The 24,679-nt window shown below is 33.1% G+C and carries 23 protein-coding genes and 1 pseudogene; 16 read left to right on the forward strand and 8 right to left on the reverse strand.

The window, feature by feature from the left end; translation table 11 throughout:
- The first annotated feature begins 276 nt into the window (after positions 1 to 276).
- From thrA to RMO53_RS03465, 5 genes are all read left to right on the forward strand, one after another.
- Positions 277 to 2,724 carry a bifunctional aspartate kinase/homoserine dehydrogenase I gene (gene thrA, locus RMO53_RS03445; protein ID WP_310378075.1) on the forward strand — a complete coding sequence of 816 codons (2,448 nt, stop codon included), beginning with the start codon at positions 277 to 279 and terminating at the stop codon, positions 2,722 to 2,724.
- Positions 2,725 to 2,769: 45 nt separating this feature from the next.
- Complete coding sequence (locus RMO53_RS03450) at positions 2,770 to 3,690, forward strand: homoserine kinase (RefSeq protein ID WP_310378077.1); 921 nt, start codon at positions 2,770 to 2,772, stop codon at positions 3,688 to 3,690.
- A gap of 41 nt (positions 3,691 to 3,731) precedes the next feature.
- Positions 3,732 to 5,021: a threonine synthase gene (thrC, locus tag RMO53_RS03455; RefSeq protein ID WP_310378080.1), complete on the forward strand. Its 1,290-nt coding sequence runs from the start codon at positions 3,732 to 3,734 to the stop codon at positions 5,019 to 5,021.
- Between the two features lie 155 nt (positions 5,022 to 5,176).
- Positions 5,177 to 6,259 (forward strand): glycine cleavage system aminomethyltransferase GcvT, encoded by a 1,083-nt coding sequence (gene gcvT / locus RMO53_RS03460; RefSeq protein ID WP_310378082.1) that lies wholly within the window; start codon positions 5,177 to 5,179, stop codon positions 6,257 to 6,259.
- Between the two features lie 164 nt (positions 6,260 to 6,423).
- Positions 6,424 to 7,134, forward strand: coding sequence for a YebC/PmpR family DNA-binding transcriptional regulator (locus RMO53_RS03465; RefSeq protein ID WP_310378083.1), 711 nt, complete (start codon positions 6,424 to 6,426; stop codon positions 7,132 to 7,134).
- Between the two features lie 158 nt (positions 7,135 to 7,292).
- Here the strand turns inward: RMO53_RS03465 and RMO53_RS03470 are convergent, their stop codons facing one another.
- Both RMO53_RS03470 and RMO53_RS03475 read right to left on the reverse strand, forming a co-directional pair.
- The gene (locus tag RMO53_RS03470; protein ID WP_310378084.1) at positions 7,293 to 8,417 is read right to left on the reverse strand and encodes a cysteine desulfurase family protein; all 1,125 of its coding nucleotides are present in this window, start codon (positions 8,415 to 8,417) and stop codon (positions 7,293 to 7,295) included.
- Between the two features lie 17 nt (positions 8,418 to 8,434).
- A complete protein-coding gene (locus tag RMO53_RS03475) occupies positions 8,435 to 9,355 on the reverse strand; it encodes an EamA family transporter (RefSeq protein ID WP_310378085.1) in 921 nt (306 codons plus the stop codon).
- A gap of 191 nt (positions 9,356 to 9,546) precedes the next feature.
- Here RMO53_RS03475 and RMO53_RS03480 point away from each other — a divergent pair, with 191 nt between their 5' ends.
- Positions 9,547 to 10,494, forward strand: coding sequence for a hypothetical protein (locus RMO53_RS03480; RefSeq protein ID WP_310378087.1), 948 nt, complete (start codon positions 9,547 to 9,549; stop codon positions 10,492 to 10,494).
- A gap of 8 nt (positions 10,495 to 10,502) precedes the next feature.
- Here the strand turns inward: RMO53_RS03480 and RMO53_RS03485 are convergent, their stop codons facing one another.
- Positions 10,503 to 11,054 (reverse strand): Smr/MutS family protein, encoded by a 552-nt coding sequence (locus tag RMO53_RS03485; protein ID WP_310378112.1) that lies wholly within the window; start codon positions 11,052 to 11,054, stop codon positions 10,503 to 10,505.
- A gap of 156 nt (positions 11,055 to 11,210) precedes the next feature.
- Between RMO53_RS03485 and RMO53_RS03490 the strand changes: the two genes are divergently transcribed.
- Positions 11,211 to 11,462 carry a DUF2752 domain-containing protein gene (locus RMO53_RS03490; RefSeq protein ID WP_310378088.1) on the forward strand — a complete coding sequence of 84 codons (252 nt, stop codon included), beginning with the start codon at positions 11,211 to 11,213 and terminating at the stop codon, positions 11,460 to 11,462.
- 4 nt (positions 11,463 to 11,466) lie between these two features.
- On the opposite strand, the gene RMO53_RS03495 is transcribed toward RMO53_RS03490, so the two are convergent.
- On the reverse strand, positions 11,467 to 11,976 hold the full coding sequence (locus RMO53_RS03495; RefSeq protein ID WP_310378090.1) for a hypothetical protein: 510 nt from the start codon (positions 11,974 to 11,976) through the stop codon (positions 11,467 to 11,469).
- Positions 11,977 to 12,242: 266 nt separating this feature from the next.
- On the opposite strand from RMO53_RS03495, the gene RMO53_RS03500 reads away from it, so the two are divergent.
- From RMO53_RS03500 to RMO53_RS03520, 5 genes are all read left to right on the forward strand, one after another.
- Complete coding sequence (locus RMO53_RS03500) at positions 12,243 to 13,034, forward strand: serine acetyltransferase (RefSeq protein ID WP_310378093.1); 792 nt, start codon at positions 12,243 to 12,245, stop codon at positions 13,032 to 13,034.
- Between the two features lies 1 nt (position 13,035).
- Positions 13,036 to 13,923 (forward strand): cysteine synthase CysM, encoded by an 888-nt coding sequence (gene cysM / locus RMO53_RS03505; RefSeq protein ID WP_310378095.1) that lies wholly within the window; start codon positions 13,036 to 13,038, stop codon positions 13,921 to 13,923.
- A gap of 45 nt (positions 13,924 to 13,968) precedes the next feature.
- On the forward strand, positions 13,969 to 14,655 hold the full coding sequence (locus tag RMO53_RS03510) for an SGNH/GDSL hydrolase family protein (protein ID WP_310378097.1): 687 nt from the start codon (positions 13,969 to 13,971) through the stop codon (positions 14,653 to 14,655).
- A gap of 111 nt (positions 14,656 to 14,766) precedes the next feature.
- Positions 14,767 to 16,416: a DUF1800 family protein gene (locus RMO53_RS03515; RefSeq protein ID WP_310378099.1), complete on the forward strand. Its 1,650-nt coding sequence runs from the start codon at positions 14,767 to 14,769 to the stop codon at positions 16,414 to 16,416.
- Between the two features lie 49 nt (positions 16,417 to 16,465).
- A complete protein-coding gene (locus tag RMO53_RS03520; protein ID WP_310378101.1) occupies positions 16,466 to 18,100 on the forward strand; it encodes a DUF1501 domain-containing protein in 1,635 nt (544 codons plus the stop codon).
- Positions 18,101 to 18,496: 396 nt separating this feature from the next.
- Here RMO53_RS03520 and RMO53_RS03525 read toward each other — a convergent pair whose 3' ends face one another.
- Positions 18,497 to 19,366, reverse strand: a complete 870-nt coding sequence (locus RMO53_RS03525) for a HAMP domain-containing sensor histidine kinase (protein ID WP_310378103.1) — start codon at positions 19,364 to 19,366, stop codon at positions 18,497 to 18,499.
- Between the two features lie 401 nt (positions 19,367 to 19,767).
- Here RMO53_RS03525 and rlmD point away from each other — a divergent pair, with 401 nt between their 5' ends.
- Genes rlmD through RMO53_RS03545 form a run of 4 tightly spaced genes read left to right on the forward strand, consistent with a single transcriptional unit; the run spans position 19,768 to position 23,220 of the window.
- Positions 19,768 to 21,201: a 23S rRNA (uracil(1939)-C(5))-methyltransferase RlmD gene (rlmD, locus tag RMO53_RS03530; RefSeq protein ID WP_310378104.1), complete on the forward strand. Its 1,434-nt coding sequence runs from the start codon at positions 19,768 to 19,770 to the stop codon at positions 21,199 to 21,201.
- A 9-nt stretch (positions 21,202 to 21,210) separates the two neighbouring features.
- On the forward strand, positions 21,211 to 21,726 hold the full coding sequence (locus RMO53_RS03535) for a DUF6452 family protein (protein ID WP_310378105.1): 516 nt from the start codon (positions 21,211 to 21,213) through the stop codon (positions 21,724 to 21,726).
- Positions 21,698 to 22,522, forward strand: a complete 825-nt coding sequence (locus RMO53_RS03540) for a DUF6048 family protein (protein ID WP_310378106.1) — start codon at positions 21,698 to 21,700, stop codon at positions 22,520 to 22,522. Before RMO53_RS03535 ends, RMO53_RS03540 begins: the two co-directional genes overlap by 29 nt.
- Positions 22,519 to 23,220 carry an aspartate/glutamate racemase family protein gene (locus tag RMO53_RS03545; protein ID WP_310378107.1) on the forward strand — a complete coding sequence of 234 codons (702 nt, stop codon included), beginning with the start codon at positions 22,519 to 22,521 and terminating at the stop codon, positions 23,218 to 23,220. The genes RMO53_RS03540 and RMO53_RS03545 overlap by 4 nt, the downstream gene beginning before the upstream one ends.
- Here the strand turns inward: RMO53_RS03545 and RMO53_RS03550 are convergent, their stop codons facing one another.
- The 3 genes and pseudogenes from RMO53_RS03550 to RMO53_RS03560 all read right to left on the reverse strand — a co-directional run.
- Positions 23,221 to 23,457 carry a hypothetical protein gene (locus tag RMO53_RS03550; RefSeq protein ID WP_310378108.1) on the reverse strand — a complete coding sequence of 79 codons (237 nt, stop codon included), beginning with the start codon at positions 23,455 to 23,457 and terminating at the stop codon, positions 23,221 to 23,223.
- Positions 23,458 to 23,662: 205 nt separating this feature from the next.
- Positions 23,663 to 24,187, reverse strand: coding sequence for a DUF6584 family protein (locus RMO53_RS03555; protein WP_310378110.1), 525 nt, complete (start codon positions 24,185 to 24,187; stop codon positions 23,663 to 23,665).
- 38 nt (positions 24,188 to 24,225) lie between these two features.
- Positions 24,226 to 24,679 (reverse strand): annotated as a pseudogene (locus RMO53_RS03560) (hypothetical protein); the annotation flags it as partial.

Consider the following 24,679-nt stretch of genomic DNA (forward strand, 5'->3'; position numbering starts at 1 on the left):
TATTCGCAAAAACAGTATAAAATGCTTTGTTTTTTTATAAAAAAATGTACTTTTGAAAAATCAAAATGAAAAATAACAGTAAAACATATCATTCTTCGATAACAACTCAAATCCGAGTTGCACTTTCTGTTACATTTACCACCACTACAACAACTACTACTACCCTTTAAGGGTATATCATTTTACATATAATCCAGTTTTTGTACTTTTTTCTAAATGAAGAGAGTTCTTAGGTACATAAAAACCATTTGTATTTTTTAAAATAAAACAAACAAAATGAAAGTATTAAAATTTGGCGGAACATCCGTAGCCAATGCACAAAATATAAAACTCGTATTAGATATCGTAATCAAAAAAGCACAGCATGAAAAACTTATTGTTGTGGTTTCGGCTTTTACAAAGGTCACCGATTTATTGGTTCTTGCAGCTCAAAAAGCAGCTTCAAATGACGAAAGTTATAAGGAAGTTGTTCTTGAAATCGAGAAAAAACACCTAGACGCTATTAAAGAACTTATTACTATAAGTGAACAAAGCAGCTTATTAAGCCATGTTAAAAGAATCATTAATCATCTCGAAACACTGCTTGATGGATGTTTCTTGCTTAGTGAATTATCTCCAAGAACCTCCGATACCATTTTAAGTTTTGGCGAACTATTATCATCCTATATTATTGCTGAAGCATTTTCTCAAAATCAAAAAAATAGTATGTATAAAGACAGTCGAGAACTTATAAAAACCAATAATCAATTTGGAAAAGCTGCCGTAAATTTTGAAATATCTAATCTATTAATTGTTGATTACTTTGCTTCGAATGCAGCTCAAATCGTAATTATGCCCGGTTTTATAGCTTCTACAATAGATGGAATTGGTACAACTCTTGGTCGCGGCGGATCCGATTATACCGCTGCAATTATTGCTGGAGCGATAGACGCATCCGAATTAGAAATTTGGACGGACGTAAACGGAATGTTTACAGCAAACCCAAAAATTGTAAAACAAGCCCAACCTATTGCATCAATTTCCTATCAAGAAGCAATGGAGTTGTCCCATTTTGGTGCCAAAGTATTATATCCACCAACAATCCAACCTGTTTTCAAAAAAAATATTCCAATTTGGATAAAAAACACTTTCGAACCTGAAGCTGATGGTACTATTATTTCAAATTCAGCAACAAACCACAGTAACCCTGTCAAAGGAATAAGTTCGATTGATAATATAACTTTAATAACACTCGAAGGATCTGGAATGATTGGCGTTGCAGGAGTTTCTAAACGGTTATTTGAGGTTTTATCACAAGAGAATATCAATATTATTTTCATTACTCAAGCATCATCAGAACATTCTATTTGCATCGGAATTCTAAATGCTGATGCCGAAATTGCTGAAATAGCCATCAACAAAGCTTTTGAAATTGAGATTTTACAAAATAAAATTGATCCGTGTATCGTAGAAAAAAACCTTTGTATTATAGCTTTGGTTGGCGAAAACATGAAAAATCACCAAGGTTTAAGCGGAAGAATGTTTAGCACTTTGGGGAAAAATAATGTAAACATTCGTGCCATTGCACAAGGTGCATCTGAGAGAAATATTTCGGCGGTTATCAACGAAAGAGATGTCAAAAAAGCACTGAATACTTTACACGAAAACTTTTTTGAAGAAAACACCAAGCAGCTAAACCTTTTTGTAATGGGTGTTGGAAATGTAGGTGAAAAATTTATTGAACAAATTCACAGCCAAAAGAAATTCCTGAAAGAAAATCTGAAAATAAATTTAAGAATTATTGCGTTGTCAAACTCAAGAAAAATGCATTTTGACGAAGAAGGAATTCCATTAAAAGATTGGCAAAATACTCTAGATAATGGTGAAACTGCCAATAAAGAAACCTTTCTTTCGAATGTAAAAGCACTCAATTTACGCAACAGTATTTTTGTAGATATTACAGCTAACGAAAGCGTTGCTATAACTTATGAAGATTATTTAAAGCAAAGTGTAGCCGTGGTTACTTGTAATAAAATTGCTTGTTCATCAGCTTACGATAATTATAAAAATCTAAAAAAATTATCACGACAGTTCAATGCACCGTTCTTGTTTGAAACAAATGTTGGCGCAGGATTACCCGTAATTGATACTGTTAAAAACTTAATCGCTTCGGGCGATAAAGTCAACAAAATTCAAGCCGTTTTATCCGGAAGTTTGAACTTTATTTTTAATAATTTTAGTGCATCATACAACTTTCATGATGTTGTAAAAGAAGCTGGAGTTCAAGGATTTACAGAGCCTGACCCTAAAATTGATTTAAGCGGAGTTGATGTGGCTCGAAAGATTTTAATTTTAATTCGCGAAAGCGGTTACAAAATGGAAATCGAAGATATTCAAAACAATTCATTCCTTCCAGCAGAATGTATGGATACCACAAACAATGATGATTTTTTCAAATCTTTAACTGCAAATGCAGCACATTTCGAAAACCTTTTGGCGCAAGCCAAAGCAAAAGACAGCCGATTGAAATTTGTTGCCACTTTCCAAAACGGAAAAGCAAGCGTGGGATTAGAATTTATTCCACGAGAAAGTCCGTTCTATAATCTAGAAGGGAAAGACAACATTGTACAGTTTTACACTGACAGATATATCGATCAGCCTTTATTAATAAAAGGTGCTGGCGCTGGTGCTGCGGTTACGGCATCGGGGATTTTTGCCGATGTGATTCGTATTGGAAATATATAATGTACAGACGCGATTAATCGCGTCTCTACCCAAAAAAAATAAAAAATGAACGAAATTAAACTATTTTGCCCTGCCACCATTGCCAATCTTTCCTGCGGATTTGATGTTCTAGGACTTTGCTTGACTACTGCTGGTGACGAAATGATAATTCGAAAATCCGATGTAAAAGGCGTTCGCATCACTAAAATTATAGGTGCTGATTTACCATTAGAAACCGAAAATAATGTGGCTGGTGTTGCCGCTTTGGCAATGTTGGAAGAAGTGGAAACCGATTTTGGGTTCGAAATCGAAATCTACAAAAACATCAAAGCCGGTAGCGGAATCGGAAGCAGTGCTGCCAGTTCGGCTGGAGCTGTATTTGGAATCAATGAATTATTAGGCAGACCATTTACCCGAAAAGAGTTAGTGAAATTTGCCATGCAAGGTGAAAAATTAGCTAGTGGAAATGCGCATGCTGATAACGTTGCTCCTTGCCTATTGGGTGGATTTACATTGGTAAGATGCTCTGATCCTTTGGATATTATCAAAATCGAAAGCCCATCCGAATTGTACGCAACAGTTGTTCATCCTCAAATAGAGTTGAAAACATCAGATGCGCGTTCGGTGTTGAAACAAACCGTTTCTCTAAAAAGTGCCATTATGCAATGGGGAAATGTAGGTGGATTAATTGCTGGATTATACACTAATGATTATGATTTAATTGGTCGTTCACTGCATGATGAAATCGTGGAACCGCTGCGAAGTGTGCTTATTCCAGGATTTGATTTAATCAAAAAAACCGCTTTAGACAATGGCGCTTTGGGTTCTGGAATTTCAGGCTCTGGACCATCTATTTTTGCTTTAAGCAAAGGGAAAGACACCGCGGAAAAAATCGCTAAAGCCATGAGCACCGTGTATGACGAAATCAATTTGCCATATGAAATTCACGTTTCGAAAGTGAATCCTGAAGGTGTGACTATAATTTAAATAAAAAATGAGATTGCTTCGTGCCTCGCAATGACAATAAAATGAAATACTACAGTTTAAACCATAATGCCCCAAAAGTTTCTTTCCAAGAAGCTGTAATTCAAGGATTAGCAACCGATAAAGGTTTGTATTTTCCAGAATCAATAACTCCATTATCTAAGGATTTTTTCGAGAATATCGAAAAGTTGAGCAACGAGAAAATCGCTTTCGAAGCTATCAAACAATTTGTAGGCGACGAAATCCCAGCCGAAACTTTAAAACAAATCATCACAGAAACCTTATGTTTTGATTTCCCAACCGTGAAAGTAGAAGAAGGAATTTACGCCTTGGAACTCTATCATGGACCAACAATGGCTTTCAAAGATGTTGGAGCTCGATTTATGTCGCGTTGCTTGGCGTATTTTAACAGAAATAAAAAGGATAACAAAAACACGGTTCTTGTAGCAACTTCTGGCGACACTGGTGGCGCAGTTGCTAGCGGTTTTCTGGGAGTTCAAGGTGTAGAAGTGATTATTTTATATCCTTCGGGGAAAGTGAGCGACATTCAAGAACGACAATTAACGACTTTAGGACAAAATATAAAAGCGCTCGAAGTTGATGGTGTGTTTGATGATTGTCAAGACATGGTCAAAAAAGCGTTTCTAGACGAAAGTTTGAAACATAAAAATTTGACTTCGGCAAACTCCATAAATATTGCACGCTGGTTGCCCCAAATGTTTTACTTTTTCTTTGCATACAAGCAACTGAAATTCCAAAATAAGGCATTAGTTTTTTCTTGCCCGAGTGGGAATTTCGGGAATATTTGCGCAGGAATTATGGCGAAAAAACTAGGCTTGCCAATCGAGCATTTTGTTGCTTCGACCAATATCAATGATACCGTTCCTCGTTTTTTAGAAAACGGAAATTACGAACCAAAACCTTCCAAGGCGACAATTTCGAATGCCATGGATGTTGGAAATCCAAGTAATTTTATCCGTATTCAGGAAATGTATAATAATGATTTAGCACAATTCAAAAAGGATTTTTCGTCCTTTACATTTTCTGATGATGAAACTTTAGGAGCGATGAAAGCTATTTATAAAACTAGCGGATATGTTGCTGAACCACATGGCGCAGTGGGTTATTTAGGATTGAAAAAAGAACTTGAAAATCACAACAACGCTATTGGGATTTTCTTAGAAACCGCACATCCTATCAAATTTTTGGATGTGGTGGAACCGGCTTTGAACATTCAACTTCCTATTCCAACACAAATAGAAAGTGTTTTGGATAAAGAAAAAGTGAGTGTAAAAATCAAAACTTACCAGGAATTGAAAGCGTTTTTGGGGTAACCTCATTAATAAATTATTTCGAAATTCCACAAAAGCAATTCTTAAAAGAGTTGCTTTTTTATTTCTAAATAACCAATTATGAATACTCACAAAACACTTTGCCACTCCATAAAAAATCAATAAATTAGCCACTTCAAAATTTATAAAAAAACATAATGAAAAATACTGCACTGACGCACATACACGAGGGTTTGGGAGCGAAAATGCTACCGTTTGCTGGTTACAATATGCCTATTCTTTATGAAGGAGTAAATGCCGAACACGAAACAGTTCGCAACGCTGTGGGTGTTTTTGATGTATCGCACATGGGCGAATTTTTACTTTCAGGACCAAATGCATTGGCATTGATTCAAAAAGTAACTTCGAACGATGCTTCATCACTAACTATTGGAAAAGCACAATATTCGTGTTTACCAAACAATGATGGTGGAATTGTAGATGATTTGATTGTTTATAAAATGAAAGACGAGCAGTATTTACTAGTCGTAAATGCATCCAATATTGATAAGGATTGGGATTGGATTTCATCACATAATGATTTAGGTGTAGAAATGAGAAACCTTTCGGATGATTATTCGCTATTGGCAATTCAAGGTCCAAAAGCGGTTGAAGCAATGCAATCCTTGTCTTCGATAGATTTATCGGCGATTCAATATTATCATTTTGAAGTTGCGGATTTTGCAGGAATTGAGCATGTAATTATTTCGGCTACAGGTTATACTGGTTCAGGAGGATTTGAGATTTATTGCAAAAATAGCGAGGTAGAAACCATTTGGAATAAAGTTTTTGAAGCTGGAAAACCGTTTGGAATAAAACCTATTGGATTAGCTGCACGTGATACGTTACGTCTGGAAATGGGTTTTTGTTTGTACGGAAACGACATCAACGATACCACTTCGCCACTAGAAGCTGGATTGGGTTGGATTACAAAATTTACTAAAGAGTTTACCAATTCTGAAAACCTGAAAAAACAAAAAGAAGCAGGTGTTTCAAAGAAACTCGTAGCTTTCGAAATGCAAGAACGTGCTGTGCCAAGACACGATTATGAAATTGTTGATGCTTCTGGAATCAACATCGGAGTTGTAACTTCTGGAACAATGTCGCCATCAATGAATGTCGGGATTGGGTTGGGTTATGTGACTCTAGAAAACAGTACTTTGGATAGTGAAATCTATATAAGAATTAGAAAAAATGACGTTACTGCCAAAGTGGTAAAATTACCTTTTTATAAGAAATAGACTCAATTCGTGTTTAAAATAAAATTTAAACACAGATTTCACATCCGAGCGTTAGCGAACTGACAAAGTAAATTAACCCAGAATAAATTTGTGAAAATTTGTGAAATCTGTGTGATTCAAAAATAAATATTGTGTTATTTTTGCACAGTTAAAAAAAATAAGAAATGGGAAGAGCGTTTGAGTTCCGAAAAGGTAGAAAAATGAAGCGTTGGTCGGCTATGGCCAAAGCCTTTACCAGAATAGGTAAAGATATTGTAATGGCTGTAAAAGAAGGCGGACCAAATCCAGAGGCAAACTCTAGATTGAGAGCTGTTATACAAAACTCAAAGGCAGCAAATATGCCCAAAGAGAATGTAGAACGTGCCATCAAGAAAGCAACAGATAAAGATACAGCAAACTACAAAGAAGTCTTGTTTGAAGGCTATGCACCGCATGGAATTGCGATTCTTGTAGAAACAGCAACCGATAATAATAATAGAACCGTAGCAAATATTAGAAGTTATTTTAATAAATGCAATGGTACAATGGGAACGCAAGGATCGGTTGAATTTATGTTTGACCATACTTGTAATTTCAGAATCCCAGCCAGTGGAATTGATCCCGAAGAATTAGAATTAGAACTAATTGATTTTGGTGCCGAAGAAGTTTTTGAGGACGAAGACGGTATTTTAATTTATGCTGCTTTTGGGAGTTTTGGTACCATACAAAAAGAATTAGAAAACAGAAAGTTAGAAATCCTTTCTTCTGGATTTGAAAGAATTCCTCAAATAACCAAAAAAATATCTGAATCCGAAATGGCAGATGTAGAGAAATTAATCGAAAAAATTGAAGAAGATGATGATGTGATGAACGTGTATCACTCTATGGAAGAGTAATCAAGTTGCGCAATTTTTTGTGTTAAAATAATTCTTATTGTCTCTGTTTTGTCATTCTGACGCAGGAAGAATCCCGTCTATGTTGCTCATGTTTGTTGAGATTCTTCCTGCGTCAGAATGACAAATTGAAATTAAAAAACTTTACTAAACCCTATATTTTAAATACTTTTCAAGGCTTCAACCAATAAATCTATATCTTGGTGAGTATTAAAATGGCTGAAAGAAATACGTAAACTTGGTTTATTTAAATCTTCGGTTGAAAGCATTTCTTTCAATACGTGCGAAACCGAAATACTTCCGGATTGACACGCACTTCCTCTTGAAACCGCAATGCCTTTCATGTCTAAATTAAATAAAAGCATTGCCGTTTTTTCCTCTGAAAATGGCAATAATACATTCAAAATAGTATAAAAACCGTCTTGGCTTCCATTGATACTAAATTCTGGAATTTCGAGTTCGAGTTGCGAAATTAAATATTTTTTTAATTCAGAAATATGAAGTCTGTCCTTTTCTAAATTAGAATACGAAAGGGACAAGGCTTTTGCCATTCCTGCAATTTGATGCACTGCTTCGGTTCCTGGACGAAGCCCTTTTTCTTGCTCACCACCATAAAGTAAGGGCTGCAAACCTGAATTTTTCCTAACAAATGCAAACCCAATCCCTTTTGGTCCATGAAACTTATGTGCACTTGCCACTAAAAAATTTACAGGCAAATTGGTTAAATCTATTTCGGTTTTGCCAATAGATTGTACTGTATCTGAATGAAATAATGCGTTATGTTGCTTACAAATTCGGCCTACTTTATCTAAATCTAAAACGGTTCCTATTTCGTTATTGACATGCATTAGACTTACTAATGTTTTCTTTTCGTGTGAAAGCAATTCTACTAAATGTGAAATATCTATTGCGCCATTTGATTTTACTTCAACATAATCGACCTGCACATTAAACTCTTTTTCTAAAACTTCAACAGTGTGTAAAACAGCATGATGCTCTATTTTACTTAAAATTATTCTTTGAATATTTAAATCTCTAACTGCACTTCTTAATATCCAGTTATTAGCTTCGGTTCCGCATGACGTAAAAATAATTTCTTGTGAAGCACAATTCAAATGTTTCGCTATAGTTTTTCTGGAAAGTTCTAATACACTTTTTGCATTTCGTCCAAAACCATGTGTTGATGATGGATTTCCATAATCTTCTGATAAAATTTTGGTTATTTCTTGAATAACTTCTGTCCTAAGTTGTGTGGTCGAAGCATTATCTAGATATACTTTTTTCATTACTCAAAATTATACATTTATTTAGAAACGATTGTTTTTAGACCAACAAGTTTATTTTTTTTCGAAAATATTATTTTTTCGTTGAAAATAACAATCGAAATCAATATAAGGAAATAGGAAATTATTTGCAACCAAGTTACTTGTTCTTTGTATAAAAAAATAGCCAAAAAGAAATTGATTATAGGATTTATATACATCATTATCCCCACAGTTGAGGAGTTAATCCCTTTCAAAGCATATAGATTTAAAAACAACGGAATTATTGTAAAAAAAACTACAATAAACCCCAAACAAATATAAAACAAAGGCTCCACAGGAATTGCTCCACTGTATTTTGGATAAAACGGTAAAAGTAGCACTGCTGTGAATAACAATTGAAGGTTTAGTGTCAGGAATTTATCAAGTTTATTATTATTTCGTTGGCTTATCAAAAACAAAGCATAAGTAATTGCCACAATTAAACTATAAAATATATCTCGAATATGATTTAATGATAATAAAAAACAAGCAAAAACACTAATTAATACCGCTATCCATTGTGGCTTACTTAATTTTTCTTTCAATATAAAAAAAGCAAGAACAGTAGTCAATATTGGACAAATTAAATACGCAATTGAAGCCGATTTTAAACTAACATGATTCATTACATAAATAAAAATAAACCAATTAAGCATTAAAAAAAAAGCACCACTAAATGTCAATAATGCAGTTTGTTTTTTTTGCATTAAATCCATGTTTTTATAGAGTTCCCAATCTTTACGGATTACTTCTCTCCTAAAAAGGATGTTTACAAAAAGCATAAGAACTACACTAAAAAATACTCTATAAAATAAAATATCTAATGAAGCGTAATTGTATATTGGCTTTAAAGCTAAACTAAAGAAACCCCAGATAAAAAAGGCAAGAAAAGCAGCTAAATAGAATTTGTTTAATCTCATTTTTAAATTTAAATAGATACAAAGATAATAAATTCAAATGGCTTTAAATTATTCTATAAATTGAATTAAATAGTGATATCGTCTGCTTTTTAAACATTTAATTACCAAAATGAAGTTAAATTTTACGTTTTTGAATAGGAATGCTTTTGGAACAAATTAAAAATTCTATTTTTGTTTAAAATAGTATAAAGATGAAACGATTTCTAGTCATATTAATAGGTTTAATTATTTTGAATGGTTGTGATGATGGCAATTTAAACCAAGAATCTATTGATTTTGAAGATGTAGCAACACAAAGTTGTAGCACAAATAACATTATCTATAAATTAAAAGAAAAGGAGGCTTTGCTAATTTTAATCCCAAATAGTGTTTTTCCGAGTGAACCAGACATTACAACAATAAATATCGACGCAAGTAATCAAGTTTTTTATAGATTTTATGATGGCAAAGTTACAGCCAGTTCGATATGTGATGCTGTTTCGCCAATAACTCCCGTTGCAATTAATCAATGGACAGCCACATCTGGCAAGATTCAAATCACAACTACCCTAATTAAATCAACAAATACTACCGAAAACAGTACCCGAATTACAGGATATAATCATAATATTGTTTTTAAAGACATTACTTTTCTTAAAAGTGACGGCACTTCACAGCTAAATCAAACAATGATTTTTGGCGATTATACTACTTCTGCAACGAGTTTACCCGTAGTTTTTGACAAAGTGTTAGAGAAATGTGTTACAAATACACCAAATCAAGTTTACGACTACAACAGCAGCGAATCATTAACACTTAATATTGATCCCGCTTTATTGAATACAACAGTCTTAAACACAATTAAAACTGGTTTAATTACTCCAACAACCAACAAGTTTACCTATCGTTTATTTTCAGGATTGCTTACGGCAAGTTATTTTTGCAATGCTACCACTCCAGCAACACCAATAATAAGTCAAGAATGGATTGCCCTTAGTGGAGTTGCCAATACAAGTGGCATCATCGAAGTACTTACAGTGAGCAATGGTCCAGGAAGTTTTAAACACACCATCACGCTAAAAAAAGTGACTTTAAAAAACGGAAATAATGATTTCTCTCTTGGCGATAATTACCTTTATGGTGAGTTATTGACAAATTAAAATTCGTTTTATTTAGAACTTTGTTTTATAAAAACTTCGGTTGCACCTTGACCGTATTTTTGATAATTACCTTCTTGAAAGGCTATATTATCATAACGTCCTAATAAAAAATCAAGCTCTGCTTTTAAAACTCCTTCTCCTACACCATGAATAAAAACGATTTTAGGAATACGATTTCTAATCGCAAATTCAATGTGCCTTTTAGCCGTTTCTGATTGCAACGTCAATATATCATAATTTGACATTCCTCGCTTATTAGAAACTAATTTTTCGATGTGTAAATCAAACTCAGGTGCCGAAATTTCGTGTTTTTCTTTGCGTTCTTTAGTAAAGCTTCTGGGTGTTGGAATGGTTTTTTCTTTGATAATCTTATCTACATTAATACTTTTTATAGAATCCATTAAATTACTGGAAATGTTTATTTTAAGTAATTGTTTGACAAAATATGTCATCACAAATCCTTCGTCGGTTTCTATGGTCACCTCATCGTTTTTAATAGACAACACAATTCCATTTAAATCATCGTCTAGTACAGCAACTTTATCGCCTTTTGCAAACATATTTATCATGTTAAAATTAATTAATACTGGTGCTTTTTCATTTTTTTCCAAAAGTAATCAACTATAAAATAGTTTATATAATAATAAAAATCTTTTTTATTCGTAAAATTGTAAAAAGAAAAACTGTTGAATTTAGAAAAATATATGTTTCCCTGTTTGAGCAAAACTCTCTTTGGAGTGGAATGTTTAGGCTGTGGAATGCAAAGAGCTTTCCTCCTACTTTTGCAAGGCGAATTTATTGCAGCCTTTAAAATGTACCCCGCAATTTACACTACGTTATTATTCCTAGTAATGGTTTGTATTCAACTATTGGACAAAAATAAAAATTATCGAAAATTAATAATCAACCTAGCCATCATAAATGGAATTTTTATGATAACTGGATATTTTTACAAACACTTCTTGTAAATAATTATTGTTTTGGTAATGGTGCTCCAACAGCAACACTACAAACATGACCTGCTTGCCCGTGTGGTGGATTCATTCCGGGCAACGTTGCAGTTGTTGGGGCTGAATTCGAATTTAAAATTGCTGGAGTTGCAGGTGTTTGCACTGTAGGTGTTTGCACTGTAGGTGTTGAAACTGGTGTCGCTGGTGCAGTACTTTTTATTGGCGAATTGAGTGGTGCGCCAACAGCAATATCACAGCGATGATTTGCTTGTCCGTGAGGAGGATTCATTCCAGGTAAAGTTTTAGCAGCAGCTGAATTTACAGTAGAATTTTGAGTTGTTACCGGTTGACTTACTACTGTATTCACATCTGCCGAAGGCATTAAAACTGAATTTTCAGTGCTTGACGGAGTACTTTCTGTTTGTGGATTAGTTCCAATACTAGCGCTATCTTGGGGATCCAATTCTTTTTTACATGAAAAAAACATTATGGTGGTTGAAACTAGCAAAATTGAAATATAATTGATTTTCATAACTTTATAATTTAAATTTATACAATTCAAATATACTTTTTTAAGTAACACTTACAACTTCATTTTATGTATCACACAAAATAATGTTTACTAAACGTGAATTTAACGCTATTTATAATATTTTTTTTGTGTTCAAAAAAATGAATAATTAACAAATTATAATCCTTCTGTTATAAAACAAAACAATTCTTTGTGATTTAATTTGCAACGTTTTCTAAAAAACATTTTACTTTTACCACATTAAATTTAAATTTAATTCTAAAATTGTGACGAAAAAACTTCTCATCCAAAATATCGCAGCATTAAAAAGCCATTCGAATATTAACTACGGTATCAAAACAAAAATTGAATCTTTTACCGAAAAATTATTTTACACCCTTTTTGATTCTAACGCTTCATTAGAGGAAAGTGTTGATGCTCTTGAAAAACAGTTCAAAGAAATTGCCCTATTGGCCTGTAAGAAAGCAGAGGGATTATGTGAAAGCCTTTGTGATCGATTTTTTGAAAAACTACCTTCTATTTTAGAAAAACTTACTCATGATGCGGAATATATATTAGAAAATGACCCAGCATCTAATGATATTGATGAAATCTACCTTGCGTATCCTGGTTTCTATGCGATTGCTATTTATAGATTAAGTCATGAATTATACCTTTTGGATCTAATGCTGTTTTCGAGGTTAATGAGCGAATATGCACATCGTATTACAGGAACTGATATTCATGCAGGTGCTGAAATTGCTTCACCATTTTTTATTGATCATGCCACAGGAATTGTAATTGGTGAGACTACAGTTATAGACAAACATGTAAAAATTTATCAAGGCGTTACTTTGGGTGCATTGAGCATCAGCAAAGAGATGAAAAACGAAAAAAGACACCCTACCGTTGAGAAAAATGTATGCATCTATGCCAATGCAACAATTTTAGGTGGCGAAACTATTATTGGAAAAAACAGTATTATTGGTGGAAACTCATGGATCACTAAAACCATTCCTTCCAATTCAATTGTTACAAATACTACTACAACCGAAGTTAAAGTAAAAGTAAAACACTAGCATGAAAGCCTATAAATTAGTAGATTTAATTGGAAATACTCCTCTAGTAGAAAGTGTTAATCTTTTGAGAAATAAGAATGTAAAACTTTTATTAAAGCTTGAAGGCAACAATCCAGGAGGAAGTGTCAAAGATCGCGCTGCATACAATATGATTGCATCTGCGGTAGAAAGAGGTGATTTAAAAAAAGGGGATAAACTGATTGAAGCTACCAGTGGCAATACTGGAATTGCCCTAGCTATGATCGCCCAATTATTTGGGATTGAAATTGAATTAGTGCTGCCGGAAGATTCTACTAAAGAGCGCACTCAAACGATGCTGGCTTATGGCGCAAAAGTGATTCAAACTCCTGCTTCTTTAGGAATTATTGGTTCTAGAGATTATGTAGATAAAAAAATGCTAGAAGGTGGTTATGTTATGCTGAATCAATTTGCAAACGAAGATAACTGGAAAGCACATTACAAAACTACAGGACCCGAAATATGGATTGATACTCAAGGAACCGTTACTCATTTTGTTTCGGCCATGGGAACTACAGGAACCATAATAGGAACTTCTACTTATTTAAAAGAGAAAAATCCTCAAATTCAAATCGTAGGAGCACAACCCAGTGACGGTTCTCAAATTCCGGGAATTAGGAAATGGCCACAAGAATATTTACCTAAAATTTTTGATGCTTCAAAAGTAGACACCATTATTGAAGTCAGCGAAAAAGAAGCACGTGAAATGACCAAAAGACTAGCATTAGAAGAAGGCATATTTGCTGGAATGAGTAGTGGTGGATCTGTTGCTGTGGCAATAAAACTAGCAAATCAACTTGAATCAGGTGTAATCGTAGCCATTATTTGCGACCGTGGAGATCGTTATTTGTCTTCGGATTTGTTTGATTGATACTACTATTTTTTTTAAGCTAAATTTAAAATCAATTATTGTTAGATGTGTACAATAAAATCAATATACTTCACACTCATTTTATCAATTTTTATGGTACAAAATGCAAAAACTCAAGATTGGGCAAATCTAAAAAAGTATCAAAACGAAAATGCAATTCTCAAATCATTAAAACCCGAGCCAAAAAGAATTGTTCTTATGGGTGATTCTATAACAGAATTCTGGTCAACTTTAAACCCTGATTTCTTTATTGGAAAACCCTTCGTAAATAGAGGTATTAGCGGACAAACAAGCCCTCAAATGCTGTTACGGTTTAGAACTGATGTAATTGCTTTAAAACCAAATATTGTGGTTATTCTAGCAGGAACAAATGATATTGCAGAAAATACAGGACCAATAACAGTAGAAATGATAGCCAAAACTATTTTTTCTATGGCTGAATTAGCCAAGGTAAACCATATCAAAGTGATTTTATGCTCTGTGTTACCTGCTTTTGATTTTCCATGGAAAAAAGGACTTCAACCCGCAGAAAAAATTGTGACTCTCAATAAAATGATAGAAAAATACGCTCATTCTAATCAAATTGTTTATTTAGATTATTATTCGGTAATGGTAAACGAGCACAAAGGATTAATCTCCAGATACTCAGATGACGGAGTTCATCCCAATAAAACAGGATATGAAGTTATGAATCCACTATTAGAGAAAGCCATTTTACTTACCCTAAAGTAACTTTCTTTTCAAGAATCCAATTTGTGTAGTTCATCGAAAAAAAAATTTATTTTAAAATTAAATTAAACTTTTTTATACATTCGAAGTCAAATAACCTTAAACAAGGAATTTATGGCTTCATTAAACCCAAATCTAAATGTGCTTGGAACCGTTTTTGCAAAACACTTATTACGAAGAGCCAGTTTTGTTTATTCGAAAACTATAATTGATCAATTTTCGGTTCTAACACCATCACAAGCACTAGATTTATTACTCGCAAATGCGCCTTTAGCATTACCACTACCTTATGACCCAACCCCAACGACAGCACCTGATGGTTTTTGGACGGAATCTACAAATATTCCCTCAAGTTTTAATAATCAAAACAGAAAACGTTCCGTCATAGCCGGTTGGTGGTGGTTTAATGCTGTCAACAGTCCCACATTGAAATTCAAATTATGTCACTTTCTTTCCACAAGATTTACGGTCGAAAAAAGTATTTGTGGCGCAGCAACTTATTTTTATGATCACATCCGATTGCTTTTGTTTTATTCCAATGGAAATTACAAATCTTTAGCAAAAAAAATGACTCTAGATAATTCTATGCTTATTTATTTGAATAATACCTCAAATAGCAAATCTGCACCAAATGAAAACTATGCTCGAGAATTTCTGGAATTATTCACCATTGGAAAAGGACCGCAAATTGCAGCAGGAAATTACACTAATTATACCGAGGCTGATATTGTTCAAGCAGCCAGAGTACTGACTGGTTTTAGAGTAAAAAATGATAGAACTGTTGTGGATGCAATAACAGGAATTCCAAAAGGATATAATGTGTATTCTTCCCACGACAACACTGGATTCAAAGTTTTTAGCTCGGCTTTTGGCAATACCTCAATTGCATCTGCAACAGATGCGATTGGTATGGATACAGAATTGAATTCGTTTGTTGATATGGTTTTTAATCAACAAGCTACTGCCAAAAATATTTGTAGAAAAATGTATATTTATTTTGTAAAAAGCACTATTTCTCCTGAAGTGGAAACTGACATTATAACACCATTGGCAAACGATTTATTCAACAATGGTTATGAAATAACACCCATTATCAGAAAACTATTAGAAAGCCAGCATTTTTATGATTTAGATGATTCAAATGCAACCGATGAAACTCTTGGTGGTATTATTAAATCACCTATTCAACAAATTTCTGAAATTGTAACTTACCTGAAAGCCACTATTCCGGACCCAACAACTAATTCGTACGAGTTCTATGTTAATTTTTGGGGTAACTTTGTTCATGATACTTTTTTATCTGGAGCCAACATGATCTTGTTTGATCCAGAAAACGTAGCGGGTCATCCTGCCTATTATCAATCGCCTAGCTTTGACAAAAATTGGATTTCATCCTCAACATTAATTTCAAAATACCGATTGGGCGAATCTCTTTTGGATGGATTTAACAGGATTCGTGGAAACGCAAATCTTAAGGCAAAAATCAACATTTCGGATGTGATCAAAAACGGTAATTTAATATCAAATGCTTCAGATGCTTACACATTAACATCGGAACTTTGTAACGCTCTTTTTGCTCAAGTTCCTGATGCCGATAGAATAAATTATTTTATGAACTCTTTTCTTTTACAAGGTCTTGAAGCTTATTATTGGTCCAGTGCTTGGGGTGTTTATTTATCCACTAATAATAATTCGGTGGTGGAACCCAGGTTGAAATTATTGGTTACAAAGATTTTGAGTGCTCCAGAATCACAAATTTTTTAATGCACTTTTCAAAACAAAAAATTATTTTTTATTCTAAAGCAGAAAAATCATGAAAAGAAGAAGCTTTTTAAAATTATCGTCAACAGCAAGCGTATTAAGCCTCTTGCCTACTGATGTCTTTGCGTTATTCAAATCCGCAGGCATGGAAACCTGTCCCAACATCAACGGTAAAAAAATTGTATTAATTCAATTAGCTGGAGCAAATGACGGTTTAAATACACTTGTACCCTTAAATCAATACGACAAATACGCCAGCTTGCGTCCAAACATCAAATTAAGTAATACAGGAATTAATGGTGTAATTAATTTAGATACTACTCTAAGTTTAGCTGACCAAGTTGGCTTACATCCTTCATTAATAGGTTTCAAAAGTTTGTACGACAGTGGTTTAATGCGGGTAATTCAAGGTGTGGGCTATCCTATCCAAGACAAATCACATTTCAAATCTACTGACTTATGGCTGTCAGGTGGTGATGGAACTCCAGCAAACAATGTCTCACAGAGTGGTTGGGTCGGCCGTTTTTTAGAAAATTATTATGCTGATTATCTCGAAGCTAATTTCCCTTTGGGAATTCAATTGGGAAGTAGCGAAAATTCTTTGGGTTTTCATGGCGAAGTCGAACATGGAATGTCATTAAACATAAACGGTCAAGATCCTTCGGGGTTTTACTCAGTAATAAATGGATTGGGCGGAGCAGCACCTAATACTATTCCAAATTCTGAATACGGTAATTTATTGCATTATATTTTAGACAATGATACTTCATCAAATACTTATGCCCAAACTATAACGGCTGCATTTAATAACGGCATTAATTCTTTGACCTATCCAAATACGAGTTTGGCAAACCAGCTAAAAACAGTCGCTCGGTTTATTTCTGGTGGTTTGCAAACCAAAGTATATTTAGTTAAAATAGGCGGATTTGACACACATGATATACAAGTTGCTTCAAATACAACGTCGCATTTAGGCAAACATGCTGATTTAATGACCGAAGTTTCCGAAGCCATAAAAACATTCATCACCGACTTGAATAGTCAAAATAAGGGAGACGATGTTGTTGCTGTTACCTTTTCGGAATTTGGAAGAAAAGCAGCCGAAAACGGAAATCTTGGAACCGATCACGGTGAAATTGCTCCTATGTTTGTTTTTGGAAGTTCGATTGCTCCTGGAATTTCAGGCACCAACATCAATCTTAACGAAGCGATTGCGGGAAATAATTATCAAATTCAAACCGTTCAACATGATTATCGACGTGTTTTTAGCACTATTCTACAAGATTGGTTTGGAGCTAATAATGATACTCTTGATTTGTCATTTTACAATTTCACTACCAACTCTGGTTATGCCAATAGTAAAATATCCAATCTTATTAAATCTCAAAATTCGGTGCCGCAAAGTTGTTATTCAAATAAATCATTAGGATTTGAAGATTTTGAAATTAAAAACGATCTTGTAGTTTATCCTAATCCAAGTTCAGAGATTATAAGTATTCATTCTCAAAATAATATCAACTCGATTACTGTTTATTCAATTGATGGCAGAAGTGTACTAACCTATGTAAATCCAATTACTAGTGCCGATTTTACGATAAAAGTTCATAATTTATCAGTGGGACTTTACACCTTAAAAATCAATACAGATAACGGTATTTTTACTAAAAAAATTATTATTAGAAGGTGAGCCTTTTGAGATACTTGAAATTAATGCTGAAAGCGAGTATTTGAAACGATTTTTATGTTTTCATATGATCGAATTCAAAAAATACTTCCTGATTTTTTTATAATCCTAATATGAATACTGTTAGTTTTTTTTATACTAAAAAAAATGTCAGTTGCTGGATTATTTTTGGCTCATCGGGAAAATGAGACGGAACTTCATGTGGGTTTATATTATGCATTACCTGCATATAAAGACTTGAAGAGTCGGAAATAGGTTTACTTCAAGCTTAAACAAAATTTGTTGATGCTGGATATACAAATATCGTTGCATAAGGAAATATTTCGAACTATTTCAAATATCTCAAAAAACTTGGTTTTAAGGAAGTTAAATCAAGTGAATGAACTAAGGAATTGTATTTTATACATTCTCAAAAACAATAGAAAAACTTGCTCCCTTATTAATTCCTTCACTTTCAGCCAATAAATTTCCATTGTATTTTTCGACTATTTTTTTACAGAGATACAACCCAATTCCTGTAGATGGCTCATTAGCAGTTCCCAGCTTACTTCTATTAGTGAATTTTTCAAAAAGCTCCTCTTTATACTCTGGGTTAAAGCCCAATCCAGAATCAGAAATGACAAAAATAATCTTTCCATTTTCTGCAAAAACTCGTACTTTTATTACACTATTTGGAAAAGAAAATTTGATAGCATTATCAATTAAATTCACTATGACGCGAATCAATAATTCTTCATCAATTATAATTCTAGCTTCAGATATTTCAATTTCTGTTTTAAGTTCAATTTTTTTAGCAGTTAATTTTTGCCCTACTTGTTCAAATACAAGATTGAAAATAGTTGACAATTGAATATTTTTAGTACTGTGAACTTTTTTTGAAATTTCATCTTCATCTTTCATCAGGTTGATTAACGTTTCAATAAATTCAAACTGTTGACGCGTAGATTGACAAATCAAATTTGCATATTCCTTTATCGAATTTGAAGCATTTTCTTCTAAAATAAGCTGGGCTAACGATTGAGAATTTCCTGCAAAGGACCTTAAATCGTGAGAAAGCAAATACACTAAATCCTGTTTATCATTAATGTAGTTTTCATTATCAATAATTGATCTCTGAATATTAGTCAATAACAATCCAGCTTCATCTTTAAAAAATATAGGTAATTCAGGTATAACTCTATTATTTCTATAGTTATTTAGTGCTTTTGAAGCTACTTCAATAGGTTTTATCAATTTTTTTAGCACAAATAAAGTAATTCCAGTAGCCATCAAAGTTAGAAGTAAGGTAAAAAATAAAATCGAATGAACGGAACCTGATTGATCTCCAAATAAAACAAAAAACAATAACCCAATTAAAGGAATATGAATACCAATAAACGTGACGAAAAGAAATTTGTATGCGTAACTATTTTGAAGAAAACTGACTTTTGATAATTTTCGATATAAATTCATAAAAAAAGTAATTTGTTTGTATAGTAAATATATACGTAAAAAATTTAATTCTGTATTTATAATTTAATTTTTTTTTATTTTAAATCCATTTAAAATAAGATATCCCTTACTGCTAATTTCAGTGTTAATTTCGAATCTTTTAGTATAGAAATAGATTCTTTTCAAAAATATTTGGCAATTTGAATTTATAAAACCATCCAAACGCTTATTTTTGCGCGATGGCAAAGAAAAATACAGACAAGATCGTTTTTGATCATATAAAAGTCCTTGATGCAGGTGCAAAAGGCGTTTCGGTAGCAAAAGCCCCAGACGGAAAAGTAATTTTTATCTCCAATGTTGTACCAGGCGATGTGGTCGATGTACAAACTTTCAAGAAGCGCAAAGCCTATTACGAAGGAAAAGCGGTAAAATTTCACGAATATTCAGAACACCGCATTGAACCTGTTTGCGAACACTTTGGAGTTTGTGGCGGTTGCAAATGGCAGAATATGAACTACAACCAGCAATTATTCTACAAACAGAATGAAGTATTAAATCACTTGCAACGCATCGGGAAAATAGAACTTCCCGAGTTTGAACCGATTTTGGGTTCAGAAAAACAATTTTTCTACAGAAACAAAATGGAATTTTCGTTTTCGAACAGTCGTTGGCTTACCGAAAAAGAAATCGAGTTAGAAGATAGAGACGCGATTAATCGCCTCTCTGCAGGCAATAGAAACGCCTTGGGCTTTCATATTCCAAAAATGTGGGACAAAATTTTGGACATCAACAACTGTCATTTACAAGAAGATCCGTCTAATGCAATTCGAAATGAAGTTCGGGCTTTCGCCAATGAAAATAACCTGACTTTTTTTAATCCAAGAAATCACGAAGGTCTGTTAAGAACCTTGATGATGCGAACCGCTTCGACAGGTGAAATTATGGTTTTGATTCAGTTTTTCGAAAATGACAAAGCCAGTAGAGAATTGATTTTAGACCATATTTACGAAAAATTTCCGCACATAACCTCGCTACAATATGTGGTTAACAACAAAGCGAACGACACTTTATACGATCAAAACATCAAATTATACAAAGGACGAGATTACATTCTTGAAGAAATGGAAGGGTTGAAATTCAGTATAAATGCCAAATCGTTTTACCAAACCAACTCCGGCCAAGCTTACGAATTATACAAAATAACACGAGATTTTGCAGGATTAACTGGCAATGAAATTGTATATGATTTATATACAGGAACTGGCACAATTGCGCAATTTGTTTCTAAAAAAGCCAAAAAAGTAATAGGAGTAGAAAGTGTTCCCGAAGCCATAATTGATGCCAAAGCAAATGCCGTTCGAAATAATATCACGAATTGTGAGTTTTATGTAGGTGACATGAAAGTAGTTTTTAACGAAAGCTTCATCGCACAACACGGTAAACCCGATGTAATTATTACTGACCCGCCACGAGACGGAATGCATGCAGCCGTTATTGAACAAATCATGAAAATAGCACCATCAAAAATTGTGTATGTAAGTTGCAACTCGGCTACACAAGCTCGAGATTTGGCATTATTGGACTACAACTATAAAGTAACTCGAGTACGACCTGTTGATATGTTTCCTCAAACACATCATGTCGAAAATGTTGTACTTTTGGAATTAAGATAATTTAGATTTATGAAAAAAATAGTCTTCCTATTAATAGTATTATCAATTTCCTTTTCAGGTTGCGAAAAGGATGATATTTGCGATGCAAATACTGCCACTACACCTCGAATTGTTATTAGATTTTATGATGCTTTAAACCCAAGTGTTCTAAAAAATGTGTCAAATCTAAAAGTTATTGGCGAAGGAATAGATGATGGAGTTGTATTTAGTTCTGGTACAACAACGAGCGCAAATACTATTTCTATTCCTTTAAAAACGACCCAAAATAATACCAGTTTTAAATTTATTTTGAATTTTGGAAATACGCTCTTTGTAAACGAGGATAATATCATATTTAATTACGCGCATGAAGATATTTTTGTTTCAAGAGCTTGTGGTTATAAAACCATTTTTAATTTAACCCCAACAAATCCATATACACTAACTGATGCTACAGTGCCCGATTTATTATGGATAAAATCTATTTCGGTTGTAAAAAATAACATAGAAAACGAAAATGAAACACACATTAAAATATTTTTTTAATTTTAGTTTTTTAATGTCTTTGTTTTTGGCTCAAGCCCAAAACACAACTTCATCCGAAAAAATAACTAAAACTTCCAAAACAGAAAAGAGTATACCTCAAACTCCAAAACAAGAAACCAATCAACTTGCAGAGGAGAAAAAAAATGATTCAATTCCTATAAAAACAGACCGATATGGTCTTCGCGTAGGGCTAGATTTGTATAAATTAACTCGTTCTCTATACGATAATGAATATAAAGGAATTGAGTTTGTAGGAGATTATCGGTTGACGAAAAAATATTTTTTGGCTGCCGAAATCGGAAACGAAAACAAGACCACTGATGATGATCGCTTAAATTTCACAACCAAGGGAACTTATCTAAAAGTAGGTTTTGATTACAATGCCTATCAAAACTGGTTGAATATGGAAAACATAATTTCTATTGGATTACGTTATGGCGCAAGTACTTTTAGTCAAGAATTAAACAGTTATAAAATTTACAATCCAAATCCCTATTTTGGAGAAGTGCCAGTAGTGATTTCTGGCGATATGTTCAACGGATTAACCGCCAGTTGGATTGAAGTAGTTGCAGGTGTAAAAGCAAAAGTTTTTAACAATGTATTTGTGGGTTTCAGTCTTCGGTTCAATCGATTAATTTCGAATAAACAACCCAATAATTTTGAAAATCTATACATTCCGGGATTTAATAGAACGTACAATGGTAATTTTGGAGCAGGAATAAACTACACGGTTACTTATTTTGTGCCTATTTATAAAAAGAAAGTAAAACTCAAAAATTCAGCTCCTAAAAAATGAAAACAATAGGAATCATAGGTGGAATGTCCTGGGAAAGTTCATCTGTTTTTTATAAAGCTATAAACCAGAAAATAAAAGTAAAACTTGGCGATTCACATTCCGCTAAATGTTTAATGTATTCTGTAGATTTTGCCGAAATTGCTCCCTTACAGCATACTGATAATTGGGACGAATTAACCATTATCATGATTGATGCTGCGAGAAAATTAGAAAAAGGCGGCGCAGATTTTGTTGTGCTTTGTACCAATACCATGCATAAACTAGCCAAAGAAATCGAAGATAACATTACTATTCCTTTTATTCATATTGCAGATGCAACTGCCCATGCCATCAAAGATTCTAATGTAAAAAAAGTAGGCCTTTTGGGAACCAAATTTACTATGGAACAGGATTTTTTTAAAACAAGAATTTTAGAAAAACACAACATAGAAACAATTATTCCAAATGAAAATCAACGGGAAATAGTTCACAATATAATCTATGAAGAATTAGTAAAAGGAATTATAAATCAAGAATCAAGAAAAAAATTCCTTGAAATAATCGAAGATTTAATACAACAAGGTGCCGAAGGAATTATATTGGGCTGTACAGAAATTAGCCTATTGATAACAAATGAATATACGAATCACCTCTTATTTGACACTACCGAAATATACGCAACCAAAGCTGTTGAATTAGCTGTCGAAGGATTAAATTAATTATTTAATCTCCTTTACTCCTCTTAAAAAGATCCATTTTATAAAAAGTTTCTCTCCGTCTTTAGTTTTTACAGCTTGAAACATAGGAGATAAAATTGTTCCAATTACAAATGCTGTCAAAGGAATCCATAAACCTTGCAAGGCAGTATATTTATCAATTAAAAATCGAAATCCTATAAATAAAATAGCAAAACAACCCAGTTGGTATAGAAATGCGCGTACTTGTAATTTTGTCATTTTTTTTAAGTTATTGGTTATGCGTTATGAGTTGGGTTTATAAAAATAGGTATTCTCGCTTGGCGAGGTTGGGGATTTGTAAGTCACAAACTTTCGATTAAGCACTGAAAATCAAAAGTACAAAACAAAATTTATCCCGAAGCTTCGGGATGCCAAAAACTCCCAATTTCTTAGAATTGCTGTTGGCAGATCGTTTTTCAACAATTTAATTTACAAACCATTCGTATACTTTTACAATTCCTAAAATTATTAAAAATGAAATAGAAATTAAAATTGCCAGTACAATTTTCTCAAATATTTTATCTTTAAAAGTTTGATTATTTTTTCTTGGAATTTTATACTTATAATTTTCTTTCTCAAAACTGGGAACATATTTTGAACGTTCAAAACTATCTTTTTCTAAATATTCAAGTTGACTTTTTGCGTACTCATTTAGTTCGTTTTTATTTCCTCTAAATTTTAAGTCCTGCAAAATTTTTGTACCTGAATTGTTTACAGATTTTTTATAAATATCAACGGATTTTTTTATATTTTCGTTATTCGGTTCAATTAAAATCCAATATTTTCCCGCAGCATCATAAAATCCACTTTCAAAATAAACACTAGCAAGTTTATCGTAAAGTTCTAAATTATTTGGATTTTCGTTAATTAAATTTCTTAACCTGTCACAAGCTTTATATTTCTTTCCTAATTTAATTTCAATGTCGATTTTAACTAATTTTTTCGTCATTTCTTATTCAGTTTTTTTCTCTAAAATGTCTGCCAAAACTAACAGCCATCCGTCTTTTGACCCGATCCCTCAAGGCGAACTGGCGAAGCAAACTTCATTCTTTTACTACCTTCGTACATTTCATATTTAACCAATCTTGCTTCGATACTGGCATTAAAAAGTTTGATTTTTCTTGAAGGTTTTAATCCTACAAATTTCAAAGCTTCGAGATTTCCTGTGATGAACCAAGCGTTTGTACCAGGATAATTTTTCTTCAACGTATCGCCAATATTCTTATAGAATTCTTCCATGTGAATGTCCAATCGCTCGTCATACGGCGGATTAAAAACCATGTGCAACTTACCTTCTGATGTTTTTTCGGTGTCAAAAAAGTTACGTTCCTCAATAGAAATGTATTCGTCAAGATTGGCATTTTTGATATTGTCTTTGGCTTTTTGAACCGCACTTGGCGCTTTGTCAAAACCTTTTATGGTGTAATGAAATTCTCGAATT

The organism is Flavobacterium sp. (genome assembly GCF_031409475.1).
Lineage (GTDB): Bacteria > Bacteroidota > Bacteroidia > Flavobacteriales > Flavobacteriaceae > Flavobacterium.

What these genes read in the sequence shown, in the direction of transcription:
- RMO53_RS03495 (WP_310378090.1), bottom strand. Translation starts at nt 11,976, where the DNA reads ATGAAAATCAATTATATTTCAATTTTGCTAGTTTCAACCACCATAATG.
- RMO53_RS03450 (WP_310378077.1), top strand. Translation starts at nt 2,770, where the DNA reads ATGAACGAAATTAAACTATTTTGCCCTGCCACCATTGCCAATCTTTCC.
- RMO53_RS03525 (WP_310378103.1), bottom strand. Translation starts at nt 19,366, where the DNA reads ATGGCTACTGGAATTACTTTATTTGTGCTAAAAAAATTGATAAAACCT.
- thrA (WP_310378075.1), top strand. Translation starts at nt 277, where the DNA reads ATGAAAGTATTAAAATTTGGCGGAACATCCGTAGCCAATGCACAAAAT.
- RMO53_RS03510 (WP_310378097.1), top strand. Translation starts at nt 13,969, where the DNA reads ATGTGTACAATAAAATCAATATACTTCACACTCATTTTATCAATTTTT.
- thrC (WP_310378080.1), top strand. Translation starts at nt 3,732, where the DNA reads ATGAAATACTACAGTTTAAACCATAATGCCCCAAAAGTTTCTTTCCAA.
- cysM (WP_310378095.1), top strand. Translation starts at nt 13,036, where the DNA reads ATGAAAGCCTATAAATTAGTAGATTTAATTGGAAATACTCCTCTAGTA.
- RMO53_RS03515 (WP_310378099.1), top strand. Translation starts at nt 14,767, where the DNA reads ATGGCTTCATTAAACCCAAATCTAAATGTGCTTGGAACCGTTTTTGCA.
- RMO53_RS03485 (WP_310378112.1), bottom strand. Translation starts at nt 11,054, where the DNA reads ATGTTTGCAAAAGGCGATAAAGTTGCTGTACTAGACGATGATTTAAAT.
- RMO53_RS03540 (WP_310378106.1), top strand. Translation starts at nt 21,698, where the DNA reads ATGAAACACACATTAAAATATTTTTTTAATTTTAGTTTTTTAATGTCT.
- RMO53_RS03480 (WP_310378087.1), top strand. Translation starts at nt 9,547, where the DNA reads ATGAAACGATTTCTAGTCATATTAATAGGTTTAATTATTTTGAATGGT.
- RMO53_RS03535 (WP_310378105.1), top strand. Translation starts at nt 21,211, where the DNA reads ATGAAAAAAATAGTCTTCCTATTAATAGTATTATCAATTTCCTTTTCA.
- RMO53_RS03555 (WP_310378110.1), bottom strand. Translation starts at nt 24,187, where the DNA reads ATGACGAAAAAATTAGTTAAAATCGACATTGAAATTAAATTAGGAAAG.
- RMO53_RS03520 (WP_310378101.1), top strand. Translation starts at nt 16,466, where the DNA reads ATGAAAAGAAGAAGCTTTTTAAAATTATCGTCAACAGCAAGCGTATTA.
- RMO53_RS03545 (WP_310378107.1), top strand. Translation starts at nt 22,519, where the DNA reads ATGAAAACAATAGGAATCATAGGTGGAATGTCCTGGGAAAGTTCATCT.
- RMO53_RS03465 (WP_310378083.1), top strand. Translation starts at nt 6,424, where the DNA reads ATGGGAAGAGCGTTTGAGTTCCGAAAAGGTAGAAAAATGAAGCGTTGG.
- RMO53_RS03475 (WP_310378085.1), bottom strand. Translation starts at nt 9,355, where the DNA reads ATGAGATTAAACAAATTCTATTTAGCTGCTTTTCTTGCCTTTTTTATC.
- gcvT (WP_310378082.1), top strand. Translation starts at nt 5,177, where the DNA reads ATGAAAAATACTGCACTGACGCACATACACGAGGGTTTGGGAGCGAAA.
- rlmD (WP_310378104.1), top strand. Translation starts at nt 19,768, where the DNA reads ATGGCAAAGAAAAATACAGACAAGATCGTTTTTGATCATATAAAAGTC.
- RMO53_RS03550 (WP_310378108.1), bottom strand. Translation starts at nt 23,457, where the DNA reads ATGACAAAATTACAAGTACGCGCATTTCTATACCAACTGGGTTGTTTT.
- RMO53_RS03470 (WP_310378084.1), bottom strand. Translation starts at nt 8,417, where the DNA reads ATGAAAAAAGTATATCTAGATAATGCTTCGACCACACAACTTAGGACA.